Below are 12,823 nucleotides of genomic sequence, written 5' to 3'. Positions count from 1 at the left end.
AGAACCGATATTGAACTCTGTTTTGGTTATAAGGAAAAGTGAAATAGCTATATGGCCAACATGAATCTAGTTCTGCTCGACGGTGGCATGGGCCGTGAGCTGCAGCGCCGTGGCGCGCCCTTTCGCCAGCCGGAGTGGTCGGCCCTGGCCCTGAGCGAGGCGCCCGAGCAGGTGGAAGCTGTGCATCGTTCCTACATCGAGGCGGGTGCCCAGGTGATCACCAGCAACAGCTATGCGGTGGTGCCCTTCCATATCGGCGAAGAGCGCTTTGCGGCAGAAGGCGAAGCCCTGGCCGCGCGGGCCGGCCAGCTGGCACGGCAGGCGGTGTTGGCCAGTGGTCAGCCGGTGCGGGTGGCGGGTTCGCTGCCGCCGCTGTTCGGCTCCTATCGCCCCGATCTGTTCGAGCCGGCGCGGGTGGACGAGGTGCTGCAGCCGCTGATCCGCGGCCTGGCGCCCCATGTCGATCTCTGGCTGGCGGAAACCCAGAGTTCCCTGGCCGAGGTGCGTGCCATCGCCGCCGGGCTGCCCGGGGATGGCAAGCCGCTGTGGCTGTCCTTCACCCTGAAGGACGAAGACGTCGACGAGATCCCACGGCTGAGATCCGGCGAGCCGGTGGCCGCGGCCGCGCAGCTGGCGGTGGAACTGGGCGCCGGAGCGCTGCTATTCAATTGCAGCCAGCCCGAGGTGATGGCCGCGGCGCTGGATACCGCGCGGGCGACCTTTGCCGCGGCGGGGATCGAGATTCCCTTTGGCGCCTATGCCAACGCCTTCCCGCCCCAGCCGGAAGAGGCCACCGCCAATGATGGCCTCGACCCCCTGCGTCCGGACCTGGATCCGCCCGGCTACCTGAGCTTCGCCCAGGACTGGCAGGCGCGTGGCGCGAGCCTGATCGGCGGCTGCTGCGGCATCGGCCCGGAGCATATCGCCGTGCTCAACACGCGACTGCGTGGCTGACGCCCGCATTCGGTCGGCAAAAAAAAGCGGACAGCGCTCAGGGCGCTGTCCGCTTTTTTCTTGCCGCCAGACGCCGTTCAGACCTGCGCCTGGCCACCATCGGCGAAGAGTTCGGCGCCGTTGACGAAGCTGGAATCGCTGGAGGCCAGGAACAGGGCAACCCTGGCGATTTCCTCCGGCTCGCCGACGCGACCCAGGGGATCTGGCTGGCCAGGTGGTCCAGCAGACCCTGCTGCTGGGCGGCATCCGGACCGGCCAGTTCCACCAACCCCGGGGTGCGGGTGGCACCCGGGCTCAGGGTGTTGATGCGGATGCCGCGGCCCTGCAGCTCCAGGATCCAGTTGCGGGCGAAGGCGCGTACGGCGGCCTTGGATGCGCCGTAGACGCTGAAGGCCGGGGTGCCGGTACTGGCGGCGGTGGAGCCGGCCAGGATCACCGAGGCATGGTCCGCCAGCAGCGGCAGGGCCTTCTGCACGGTGAACAGCACCCCCTTCACGTTGCGATCGAAGGTGTCGTCGTAGTGAGCCTCGGTCACCTCGGCGAGGGGCAGCATGCTGCCACCTCCGGCGTTGACGTAGAGCACGTCGAGGCGTCCGTGCTCGCGGCGGATGCGCGCATAGAGGGCATCGAGCTGGTCCAGGCGCGAGGAGTCCACGGCGATGCCGGTGGCGTTGCCGACCTGGGCGACCGCGGCATCCAGTTCCGCCTGCCGCCGGCCGGTGAGGATGACATAGGCGCCCTGCTGGGCGAAGAGTTTGGCGGCGGCCAGGCCGATGCCGCTGGTGGCGCCGGTGACGAGGGCGATCTTGTCGGCGAGCTTGAGGGTCATGGCTGAATCTCCGAGTGGTTGTGATCAGGTGGAGTCAGCCTATCGACCCTGTCCTCTCTGCAAAATAGAATGATTGGCAAGTCATCGTTGCAGAAATGAAATGAGCAGAATGCCGGATTTTGAAGGCTTGGCGATGTTCGCCAAGGTCGCCGAGGAGGGCTCCTTCGCCGCCGCGGCGCGGGTGCTGGGCGTGTCGGTGGCCACTGTCTCGCGGGCGGTGACGCGCCTGGAGGAACGCCTCGGCGGGCGGCTGTTCAATCGCACCTCGCGGCAGTTGGCGTTGACCGAATTCGGCCGCGAGCTGGCCGCCCAGGCCGGTGATCTCTATCGCCAGGCGGAGGCGACCGAAAGCGCTGCCCAGGCGCGCGCCGTGCAGCCCCGCGGCCAGGTGCGGCTGGCGGTGCCCATGGCCTTCGGCCTGCGCTGGGTGGCGCCGCTGCTGCCCGAGCTGCTGCGTCGCTATCCCCAGCTGACGGTGGATCTGCACCTGTCCGATGCCACTGTGGATCTGGTGGCGGAGGGCTTCGACGCCGCCCTGCGCATCGCCGCCTTGCCCGACTCCTCGCTGGTCGCCCGGCGGCTCTGCGCGGTCAGCCAACTGCTGGTGGCGGCGCCGGCCTATGTCGAGCGCCATGGCCATCCCCAACATCCGCAGGAGCTGACCGAACATGCCTGCCTGAGCTACGCCTACCGGGCGCGCAGCCAGGTGTGGCGCTTCAGCGGGGACGACGGTCGCGAGGAAAGCGTGCTGCCGCGTGGTCCCTTGCGCGTCACCAATTCCGAAGCCCTGCTGCCGGTGCTGCTGGAAGGCCTGGCCATCGCCGAGTTGCCGGACTTCATCGCCGCCGACTACCTGGCCGATGGCCGGCTGGTGCAGCTGCTGCCGGACTGGCAGCTGACCCGTGGCGGCCTCTATTTCGTGACCCCCTCGGCGCGCAGCCGCCCGACCAAGATCCAGGTGCTGCTCGATTTCTTCGTCGAGCACCTGAGCACCCCGGGCTGGCAGCGAGCCGAACAGCCGCCGTCCGTGTCGGCTTCGTGACATCCCGCAACATCCACTCGCCACCACGCAAGGCTGGCGAAAGGTTGACCTCTTAGGATCCGCTCAAGACCCGCCCCCGTGAGCGGGCGACGTGCCTACAAAAATAACCAGGATTCTTGCCATGTCGTATCTGTCCCTCCAGGCGTCCCCGCGCGCCCGTCTCCCCTGGATTTTCGCCCTCTCCGCGCCGCTGCGCCGCGGCTGAACCCTCCTTCTCTTCGCGAAAATCCAGAGGTATTCCCATGCTGACTTTCCTCGGCTTCGCCATGGTCATGACCTTCATGTACCTGATCATGACCAAGCGCCTGTCTCCGCTGATCGCCCTGACCATGGTGCCGATCGCCTTCGCCGTGCTGGCCTGGGCGCTGTCCAGCGAATTCGCCAGCCTCGGCAGCGTCAAGCTCGACGCCCTCGGCCCGATGATGCTCGACGGCATCCGCAAGCTGGCGCCCACCGGCGTGATGCTGCTGTTCGCGATCCTCTACTTCGCCGTGATGATCGACACCGGTCTGTTCGACCCGGCGGTGCGCTGGATCCTCAGGCTGGTCAAGGGCGATCCGCTCAAGGTGGCCATGGGCACCGTCTTCCTGACCCTGGTGGTCTCCCTGGACGGCGACGGCTCGACCACCTACATGATCTGCGTGGCGGCCATGTTCCCGCTGTACAAGCGCCTGGGCATGAATCCGCTGATCATGACCTGCCTGATGCTGCTCTCCAGTGGCGTGATGAACCTGACCCCCTGGGGCGGTCCGACCGCCCGCGCCGCCAGTGCCCTGCACGTGGATCCGGCCGACGTCTTCGTGCCCATGATCGCGCCCATGCTGCTGGCCATCGCCTGGCTGTTCTTCCTCGCCTACCTCTATGGCCGCAGCGAGCGCGCCCGCCTGGGCATCCTGCAGATCGGCGAGACCGAAGGCGCCGACGTCACCGTCTCCCAGTGCGCCGAGGCCCGCCGCCCGCACCTGCGCTGGTTCAACGGCCTGCTGACCCTGGCGCTGATGGCCGCGCTGATCGTTGGCGTGCTGCCGATGCCGGTGCTGTTCATGATCGCCTTCGGCATCGCCATGACCGTCAACTACCGCTGCCTGAACATGCAGAAGCAGCGCATCGCCGCCCATGCCGAAAACGTGCTGGCGGTGGTCTCGCTGATCTTCGCCGCGGGCATCTTCACCGGCATCCTCTCGGGTACCGGCATGGTCGACGCCATGTCCAAGGGCCTGCTGGCGGTGATCCCGGACGCCCTGGGTCCGTACATGGCGGTGATCACCGCCCTGGTCAGCCTGCCGTTCACCTTCTTCATCTCCAACGACGCCTTCTACTTCGGCGTGCTGCCGGTGCTGGCCGAGGCCGCCGCGGCCTATGGCATCAGTCCGGTGGAGATCGCCCGGGCCTCCATCGTCGGTCAGCCCGTGCACCTGCTCAGCCCCCTGGTGCCCTCGACCTACCTGCTGGTGGGCCTGGCCAAGGTGGAGTTCGGCGACCATCAGCGCTTCACCCTGAAATGGGCGACCGTGACCTGCATGTTCCTGCTGGGCGGTGCTTTGTTACTGGGTGTGTTTCCGCTGTACAGCCGCTAGAGTTTTACCATTTGTACGACTAGCCTTGCCGGCTGTTCGAAAATGGCGCGTCGCCTGACGCGCCTTTTCCATTGGAGCGCGCGCCCGAGCGCGTCTCAGCTATAAGAGGATTCGCAATGGACTGGCTGACCAACCCGGAAATCTGGGTCGCCTTCTTTACCCTGACGGCCCTGGAAATCGTTCTGGGCATCGACAACATCATCATGATCTCCATCCTGGTCAGCCGCATGCCCAAGCACATGCAGGCGCGGACCCGCTTCTTCGGTCTGGCCCTGGCCATGGTCACCCGCATCCTGCTGCTGCTGTCCATCACCTGGGTGATGCGCCTCACCGCCGACCTGTTCTTCGTCTTCGGCCAGGGCATCTCCGGGCGTGACCTCATCCTCTTCTTCGGCGGCCTGTTCCTGCTGTGGAAGAGCAGTGCCGAGATCTACGAAGGCCTGGAAGGCGAGGACGAGCACGACGAGGACGCGCCCCAGAAGAAGGGTGGCGGTTTCGTCGGCACCATCATCCAGATCGCCATCATCGACATCGTCTTCTCGCTGGACTCGGTGATCACCGCGGTGGGCATGGTCAGCCACGTGCCGGTGATGGTCGCGGCGATCATCGTCGCGGTGCTGGTGATGATGCTGGCGGCCGGTGCCATCAGCAATTTCATCGACAAGCACCCGAGCCTGAAGATGCTGGCGCTGTCGTTCCTGATCGTGGTCGGTACCGTGCTCATCGCCGAAGCCTTCGAAGTCCATGTGCCCAAGGGCTACGTCTACTTCGCCATGGCCTTCTCGCTGGCGGTGGAAGCCATCAACATCCGCCTGCGCGGCAAGGCCAAGGCGCGCGAAGCGGTCAAGCTGCGCAAGGAGCAGATCTGATCGCCGCGGCGGAACCGACCCGGCTCTCCGCCGCCTAAACCAGCAAGTCCCCACGAGCCCGAAGGTGCCCTGCCTTCGGGCTCGTGCGTCTGTGCAGAACGGTCATTACGATTTTGTGACAAGCTCGCCAGGAGCTCTTGGACACGCGCCGGGAGGGCGCCACGATGCTGACACTGCTCAATCTGCTATCCGCCGTTGCCCTGCTGGTGTGGGGCACCCATATCGTGCGCACCGGTATCCTGCGGGTATACGGCGCCAGCCTGCGCCGGGTGCTCAGCCGCAGCATGCAGCGCATGCCGCTGGCCTTTCTTTCCGGCATCGCCGTCACCGCCCTGGTGCAGAGCAGCAACGCCACCGCGCTGCTGGTGACATCCTTTGTCGCCCAGGGCCTGGTGCCGCTGACCCCGGCGCTGGCCATCATGCTCGGCGCCGACGTGGGCACCGCGCTGATGGCGCGGGTGCTGACCTTCGACCTGTCCTGGCTGTCGCCGCTGCTGATCTTTCTCGGCGTGGTGTTCTTTCTCGGCCGCAAGCAGACCCGCGCCGGCCAGCTCGGCCGGGTCGCCATCGGCCTGGGGCTGATCATCCTGGCGCTGCAGCTGATCGTCGAGGCGGCCTCGCCCATGACCCATGCGGCCGGGGTCAAGGTGCTGTTCTCTTCACTGACCGGTGACCAGTTGCTCGACGCCCTGACCGGCGCGGTCTTCGCCATGGTCTCCTATTCCAGCCTGGCGGCGGTGCTGCTGACCGCCACCCTGGCCGGCTCCGGGGTCATCTCGCTCAAGGTGGCGCTGTGCCTGGTGGTGGGGGCCAACCTGGGCAGCGGCGTGCTGGCGCTGATGGGCGCGGCCAAGCAGGGCGTGGAGGCGCGGCGGGTGGCGGTGGGCAGCCTGCTGTTCAAGCTCGCGGGCTGCATCCTGGTGCTGCCCTGGATCGGCCTGCTGGCCGACTGGCTGCAGGGCTACGACTTCAACGACGCCGAGGTGGTGATCGGTTTCCACGTCGCCTACAACCTGGTGCGCTGCCTGCTGTTCCTGCCGCTGACCGGGCCCCTGGCGCGCTTCTGCACCGCCATGCTGCCGGCCAAGGACAGCGCCGAGACCATCCTGCGGCCGCGCCACCTGGACACCGCCGCCCTGGATACCCCGGCCCTGGCGCTGACCAATGCCTCCCGCGAGCTCCTGCGCATGGGCGATGTCATCGAGCAGATGCTGCAGCACCTGCTGGTGCTGATCAATGCCGGCGACAAGCAGCTGGCCCGCGAGGTGCGCCGTCTCGACGACGATGTCGACGCCCTCTACACGGCGATCAAGCTGTACCTGGCGCGCATGCCGCGCGACGACCTGGACGAGCGCGACAGCCGGCGCTGGGCGGAGACCATCGAACTGGCGATCAACCTGGAGCAGGCCGGCGATCTGATCGAGCGCATGGCCAGCGACGTCGACAGCAAGAAGATCGCCGCCCGGCGCTCGTTCTCGGCTTCCGGGGTGGACGAACTCTCTGCCTTGCACCGGCTGCTGGTCGACAGCCTCAAGCTGTGCCTGTCGGTCTATCTTTCCGGCGACCTGGACGCAGCGCGCCGCCTGCGTCGGCTCAAGCAGCGCTTCCGCCTGCTGGAGCGGCGCTATGCCCATGCCCATGTCGAGCGGCTGCACCAGCAGGTGGTGGAGAGCTTCGAGACCAGCTCCCTGCACCTGGGCCTGCTCAGCGACATGCGCCGGGTCAATTCGCTGTTCTGCAGCATCGCCCACGGCGTGCTGGAGGCGGCCGATGCCGGCTACGCCACCGAGCACGAGCTGCCGGTGGAGGGGCGCGAGGAGTCGGGTGGGGCTTGAGGTCGCGGTTTGACGTGCGGGTTCGTGGATGAGGCTGCGCCGTCATCCACGCAACTGATCTGATCTTGTCATCGCCAATGAAGTTGAGCGCCACTTCGGATGGCCCCCGCTCCCCTGGGGAGAGGGCTGGGGTGAGGGCGCCCCCCCTGCTGCGAACTCCCAGTGGAAAAGGCTGTGCCGTTTTCCACGCCATGGCACTGTGCGCCTAAGCCTTATCGCGGCCATGGCTGTCCGCCGCTGCGGCCGCTCCTACAGAAGCATCACACCCTGTAGGAGCGGCCCATGGCCGCGATTGGGGTACCTCATTGCGCCCGACTATCGAGCTGCTGCAGGATCCGCCAGGCCGTCTCGATCCGCGCGGCATTCGGGTAGTTGCGGTTGGCCAGGATCACCAGGCCGAGCTGGCGTTCGGGGATGAACAGCGCATAGGCGCCGAAGCCGTTGGTGGAGCCGGTCTTGTTCAACAACCGGGCGCCGCTCGCCGGCAGTGGCGGGTGCTGCCAGTCCAGCGGTTGCGGCTGCAGGGCCATCGCCGGGGTGTTGCCGGCCAGCAGCTGGGCCTTGGGCAGCGGATAGGCGTAGGCCTCCCAGGCCAGACCCTGGGTCATGGGGCCGCTGCGATAGTAGCCCTGCTGGGTGGCGTCGAGCGCCTTGGCCAGGGGCGCCGGCAACCGGCCGGGATGCAGATTCGCCTCGACGAAGGCGAGCAGATCGCCCGCGGTGGTCTTGATGCCATAGGCCTCTTCGGCATAGGCGCCCGGATTGACCCGCAGCGGCTGGTCGTTCCTGCCATGGCCCCAGGCGTAGTGGGCCTGCTCGGCCGCCGGCACCTGCAGATAGGTATGGCCGAGGCCGAGGGGCTTGAGCACGTGGCGCTGCAAGGCCGTGGCGAAGGGTTCATCGAGCCGCTGGGCCGCCAGGGCGCCGAACAGGCCGATGCTGGGATTGGAGTAGAGGCGGCGGCTGCCGGCGGGGAAGGGCGGCTGGAAGGCGCGGTAGAAGGCCGTCGTCTGATCGTCGCGGGTCACGCCGTCGGGAAATTGCAGCGGCAGGCCGCCGGCGCTGTAGGTGGCCAGCTGCAGCAGGCTGGCCTGGCCGATGGCGCTGCCGGCCAGAGCCGGGCGGACCTGAGCGGCGGACTCGTCCAGCCGCAGGCGACCGGTCGCCGCCGCGTAGCCGCCCAGGGCGGCGGTGTAGGTCTTGCTCAGGGAGCCGATCTCGAACAGGGTGGCCGCGTCCACCGCCTGGCCGCTGCGGCGATCGGCGGTGCCGAAGTAGTAGAGCCGGCGCAGGCCCGGGGCCGTGACACCCACGGCCAGGCCCGGAATGTCCTGCTCGGCCATCACCGTACGGGCGGCGGCGCGGATCTCGTCGTCGAGGGGATTGGCGGCGTTGGCCAGGAGCGGCAGGGTCAGGCCCAGGCCGAGCAGCAGGGAAAGACGCGGGAAAGCCGACATGCGGGAGCCATTCCTGAGGAGCAGAGGCCAGGAGTCTAGCCGAGCGTTGCTGCTCAGGTATGAGACGCGGCCAGCGTTGGAAGATTTTGCCGCCGGCGCTGTCCATGGCTGGCTGGAGCCCGATCCTCGACTGGACTACAGTCGCCTCTCACCTTTTCCAGGAGTCATCCCATGTCCGCTGCCCCCCTCGTCGAACAGATCCAACTGGGCCAATTGCCCGTCTGGCGCATCCGCGTCGGCCAGGCCGAAGCCCTGGTGGCCTGCCAGGGCGCCCATGTGCTGCGCTACGGCTTCGACGGCGAGCCGGACATCGTCTGGGGCAATCCGGAAGCCGTGTTCGAGCCCGGTACCCCGATCCGTGGCGGCATCCCGGTCTGCTGGCCCTGGTTCGGCGACCTGCTGAAGAATCCGGCCGCGGTCCAGGCCATGTGCACCACCACTGCGGACGCCCCGGCCCACGGCCTGGCGCGCCAGGTCGCCTGGCAGGCCGGCGGCGTCGAGGTGGACACCGACCGGGTGCGCCTGGACTTCCACCACCGCACCTCCGCCGAGACCACCCCGGGCTGGCCCCATGCCACCGAGCTGACCCTCAGCCTAAGTGTGGGCGAACGCCTGGAGCTGACCCTGAGCGTGCGCAATCTGGAAGATCACCCGCTGGTGCTGAGCCAGGCGCTGCACACCTATTTCGCCGTGAGCGACGTCCGTGAGGTGGGCATCGAAGGCCTGGCCAACGCCGACTACTACGACTGCCTGGACGGCTGGACCCGCAAGCGGCAGAACGGCGAGCCGACCATCACCGCCGAGACCGACCGGGTCTATGTCGGCCTGCCGGCACGCCTGGCGATCCGCGATCCCCAGTGGCAGCGCCGGCTGTTCGTGGAGACCCGCAACAGCCATTCGGCGGTGCTGTGGAATCCCTGGATCGACAAGTCCGCGCGCCTGAGCCAGTTCGCCGACGACGCCTGGACCGGCATGCTCTGCATCGAGACCGCCCGGGTGATGGACGACGTCCTCAGCGTGGCGCCGGGCGCCTCGGCCGAGATGGCGGTGAGCCTGTGGCGCGAGGCGCTGTAGGGGCTGCTCAGGCGTCCGGGCTGGCCCTCACCCCGGCCCTCTCCCAGAGGGAGAGGGGGGTGCTCAGGAGAGTTTGGTGTGTTAGGACTTGGAGCGCTCAGGGGAGTTTGATGCGCAGGACTTGGGGCTGTCAGGCTTCAAGCGCACCCTCACCCCGGCCCTCTCCCAGAAGGAGAGGGGGCGCTCAGGGGAGTTTGATGCGCAGGACTTGGGGCTTTCAGGCTTCAAGCGCACCCTCACCCTGGCCCTCTCCCAGAGGGAGAGGGGAGGCTCCGATAGGCTTTGGCGTGTTGGATATTGGAGCGTGCGCAGGACTCACTCCTGGTTTGGCAGAGTCACTGCCTTGCTGCGGCGTCTACCCAAACGCCCCCTCTCCCCCTGGGAGAGGGCCGGGGTGAGGGAGCCCCGGCACCTAGCCGAAGATCACAACTCCTCGCACAGATTCCGCCCGATCCACTCGGCCACCGCCGCGCGCTCCAGGCCGCAGCCGAGCAGGCTGTGCAGCTTGCCCAGGGCGGCTTCACGGGTCATGCCGCGGCCGGAGATCACCCCGGCATCGGCCAGGCCGCTGCCGGCGGCGTAGGTACCCAACTCCACCGTCCCGCGAGCGCCCTGGCTGAGGGCGACCACGGGGACGCCGGCAGCGCGCCATTCGGCGAGGGCGGCGAGGAAGTCGGCGTCATCCGCCGGACCCGTGCCGCTGCCATAGCACTCCAGCACCAGCCCCTGCACCCCACTGCCCGCCAGACCGCGCAGGGTGGCACCGTCGATCCCCGGAAACAGCGGCAGCACCGCTACCCGCGCTGGCTGGCGCGGCTGATCGAAGCGTAAGGCGGCCGGCGTGGCCACCAGGGTGTCACCGCTGCGCGGCCGGGCGCTTTCCACGAAGGCCTTCCAGCCGCTGCTGGCCTGCTTGGTGCAGCGCGCCGCCGGCAGGCGTTCGCCATGGAATTGCACCTGCACCCCCGGCATCAGTCCGCTGGCGAAGGCGGCGAAGCTGTCGGCCAGGTTGCCGTCGGCATCGCTGTCCGGCACGCCGGCCGGCAGCATGGAGCCGGTCAGCAGCACCGGAATGGCCAGGCCCAGCAGCCGGAAGGCCAGGGCGGCGGCGCTGTAGGCCAGGGTGTCGGTGCCGTGCAGCACCAGCACGCCGCGGCAGGCGGGGTCGGTGGCTGCCGCCAGGATCGCCTGGGCCATGCGCTCCCAGGCGGCGGGGGTCATGTTGGCGCTGTCGATCAGCGGCAGCAGCTCCTGCAGCCGCCAGGCCGGATTGTCCAGCTCCGGACGGCTGGCCAACAGGGCGTCGATGCGCGCCTCGAAACCAGCGGCGGGGGCCAGGCCGGCGGCGGTCGCCTGCATGCCGATGGTGCCGCCGGTGTAGAGGATGTGCAGGTAGGGTGAGCTCATGAGGGACTTCCTGATAGGACTGCCCCCACACGGGGTGGGGGCAGGAAAGCGGTCGCGGTCCGGGTCAGCGCGACCCGGTGGCGGCGGTCAGTGCGCCTGGCGCGGCTGGGCGGCGCGGGCTTCGGCGACGGTCTCTTCCAGACGCTCCAGCGCCGGCCAGGCCTGGCGATCCAGGTCCAGGTCGCGGAACTGGTCGGCATCGAACACCGGCTGATCCACCCCGGCACGGCGCTGGGCGTCGTAGTCGTTGAGGATGCGCATGCCGACCTTGATCAGCATGGCCAGGGCGATCAGGTTGACGAAGGCCAGGCAGGTCATGGTGATGTCGGCGAAGGCGAACACCGTGGTCAGGTTCTGCATCGAGCCCCAGCAGATCAGCACCAGCACCAGGCCGCGATAGCCGAGCAGCACGGCCTTGCCGCGGCCGAGCAGGTAGCGCAGGCCGTTCTCGCCCAGGTAGATGTTGTAGAGGATGCAGGTGAAGACGAACAGCGACAGGGCGACGCTGATGAAGATGCGGCCCCAGTCACCGACCACCGCGGCCAGGGAGTTCTGGGTCAGGACGATGCCGTCACCTTCGAAGCCCGGGGTGTAGAAACCCGAGAGCAGGATCAGCAGCGCGGTACAGGTGCAGATGACGAAGGTGTCGAGAAAGACGCTGAAGGCCTGCACCACGCCCTGGGCGGCCGGGTGCTTGACCGCGGCCACCGCGGCGACGTTGGGTGCGGCGCCCAGGCCGGCTTCGTTGGCGAAGACGCCACGCTTGACGCCCATGGTGATGGCGGCGCCGAGCAGGCCGGCAAAGGCCGGCTCCAGGCCGAAGGCGCTCTTGACGATGGTCAGCAGGGTGCCGGGGACCAGGTCGATCTGGGTGATGATCACATAGAGGGTGACGGCGATGTAGGCCAGGGTCTTGACCGGCACCAGGATGTCGGAGACCGCGGCGATGCGCTTGATGCCGCCGATGAACACCAGGCCCAGCAGGATGGCCAGGGCGATCCCGGTGTACTGCACCGGCAGGCCGAAGGCGTTTTCCAGCGAGTGGGTCACGGTGAAGGACTGCAGACCGACGAAGGCGAAGCCGTAGGTCACCAGCAACAGGCCCGAGAAGATCAGGGCCATCCAGCGCTTGTTGAGGCCGTGCTGGATGTAATAGGCCGGACCACCGATGTAGAGGCCGTCGCCGTCGGCGCGCTTGTAGACCTGCGCCAGGGTGCACTCGAAGAAGCTGCTGGCCATGCCGACCAGCGCGGTCACCCACATCCAGAACACCGCACCGGGGCCACCCAGGGTCACGGCCAGGCCCACACCGGCGATGTTGCCGGCACCGACGCGACCGGCCAGGCTGAGCATCAGCGCCTGGAAGGAACTCAGGCCGTCGCCGCTGTTGCGCAGGGAGTCCTTGAAGACGGTGAACATGTGCGGGAAATGGCGCACCTGGACGAATCGCGAACGCAGGGTGAAATAGCTGCCCAGGCCGACGATCAGCACGATGAGCACATGGCCGGACAGGAAGTCGTTGAGCATTTCTAGGTAGTGCATGAAGAATCCTCGAGCATGCTAGTGATGCTCCAAGGCCGGCTCGCAAGCCTTGGGGCTATTATTGTGGAATATCCCGCCAGGGCCTGCCCCCGGCGTGGGGAGACGACGGCAACAGGCTCTGGAACGGGTCGGTCCGGGTGGAACGGGCAGTAAGACGGACCGGGCGCCTAGATTCGGCTATCCCACCGGCGTGAACAATTCCGCGCCTCGCTTCAAAATGGCGCGACTTGATGCTAG

At 67.7% G+C, this 12,823-nt stretch carries 9 protein-coding genes and 1 pseudogene; 6 read left to right on the top strand and 4 right to left on the bottom strand.

Annotated features, from left to right (window positions below; translation table 11 throughout):
• Window positions 1-51: 51 nt before the first annotated feature.
• Window positions 52-954: a homocysteine S-methyltransferase family protein gene (locus tag BGI51_RS07185; RefSeq protein WP_187980728.1), complete on the top strand. Its 903-nt coding sequence runs from the start codon at window positions 52-54 to the stop codon at window positions 952-954.
• Between the two features lie 77 nt (window positions 955-1,031).
• On the opposite strand, the pseudogene BGI51_RS07180 reads toward BGI51_RS07185, so the two are convergent.
• Window positions 1,032-1,783 (bottom strand): annotated as a pseudogene (locus BGI51_RS07180) (SDR family oxidoreductase).
• A gap of 100 nt (window positions 1,784-1,883) precedes the next feature.
• Here BGI51_RS07180 and BGI51_RS07175 point away from each other — a divergent pair.
• The 4 genes from BGI51_RS07175 (at window position 1,884) to BGI51_RS07160 (ending at window position 7,106) form a co-directional block, all read left to right on the top strand.
• Window positions 1,884-2,825 carry a LysR family transcriptional regulator gene (locus tag BGI51_RS07175; protein WP_187980727.1) on the top strand — a complete coding sequence of 314 codons (942 nt, stop codon included), beginning with the start codon at window positions 1,884-1,886 and terminating at the stop codon, window positions 2,823-2,825.
• 242 nt (window positions 2,826-3,067) lie between these two features.
• On the top strand, window positions 3,068-4,402 hold the full coding sequence (locus BGI51_RS07170; protein WP_133860177.1) for a CitMHS family transporter: 1,335 nt from the start codon (window positions 3,068-3,070) through the stop codon (window positions 4,400-4,402).
• Window positions 4,403-4,518: 116 nt separating this feature from the next.
• Window positions 4,519-5,271 (top strand): TerC family protein, encoded by a 753-nt coding sequence (locus tag BGI51_RS07165; protein ID WP_187980726.1) that lies wholly within the window; start codon window positions 4,519-4,521, stop codon window positions 5,269-5,271.
• Window positions 5,272-5,435: 164 nt separating this feature from the next.
• Window positions 5,436-7,106 (top strand): Na/Pi cotransporter family protein, encoded by a 1,671-nt coding sequence (locus BGI51_RS07160; protein ID WP_027600470.1) that lies wholly within the window; start codon window positions 5,436-5,438, stop codon window positions 7,104-7,106.
• A gap of 302 nt (window positions 7,107-7,408) precedes the next feature.
• On the opposite strand, the gene ampC is transcribed toward BGI51_RS07160, so the two are convergent.
• Window positions 7,409-8,563 (bottom strand): class C beta-lactamase, encoded by a 1,155-nt coding sequence (gene ampC / locus BGI51_RS07155; protein ID WP_187980725.1) that lies wholly within the window; start codon window positions 8,561-8,563, stop codon window positions 7,409-7,411.
• A 171-nt stretch (window positions 8,564-8,734) separates the two neighbouring features.
• Here ampC and BGI51_RS07150 point away from each other — a divergent pair, with 171 nt between their 5' ends.
• Window positions 8,735-9,637 carry a D-hexose-6-phosphate mutarotase gene (locus BGI51_RS07150; RefSeq protein ID WP_187980724.1) on the top strand — a complete coding sequence of 301 codons (903 nt, stop codon included), beginning with the start codon at window positions 8,735-8,737 and terminating at the stop codon, window positions 9,635-9,637.
• 423 nt (window positions 9,638-10,060) lie between these two features.
• Here the strand turns inward: BGI51_RS07150 and BGI51_RS07145 are convergent, their stop codons facing one another.
• Together BGI51_RS07145 and BGI51_RS07140 are read right to left on the bottom strand one after the other, a co-directional pair.
• Window positions 10,061-11,044 carry an asparaginase gene (locus tag BGI51_RS07145; RefSeq protein ID WP_187980723.1) on the bottom strand — a complete coding sequence of 328 codons (984 nt, stop codon included), beginning with the start codon at window positions 11,042-11,044 and terminating at the stop codon, window positions 10,061-10,063.
• An 87-nt stretch (window positions 11,045-11,131) separates the two neighbouring features.
• A complete protein-coding gene (locus BGI51_RS07140) occupies window positions 11,132-12,586 on the bottom strand; it encodes an alanine/glycine:cation symporter family protein (RefSeq protein ID WP_158890251.1) in 1,455 nt (484 codons plus the stop codon).
• Between the last annotated feature and the right edge of the window lie 237 nt (window positions 12,587-12,823).

It is taken from the genome of Pseudomonas oryzihabitans, assembly GCF_014522265.1.
GTDB classification, from domain to species: Bacteria; Pseudomonadota; Gammaproteobacteria; order Pseudomonadales; family Pseudomonadaceae; genus Chryseomonas; species Chryseomonas aestiva.
Note: the sequence above shows the minus strand (reverse complement) of the source record. Positions and strands in the feature narration are given on the sequence as shown.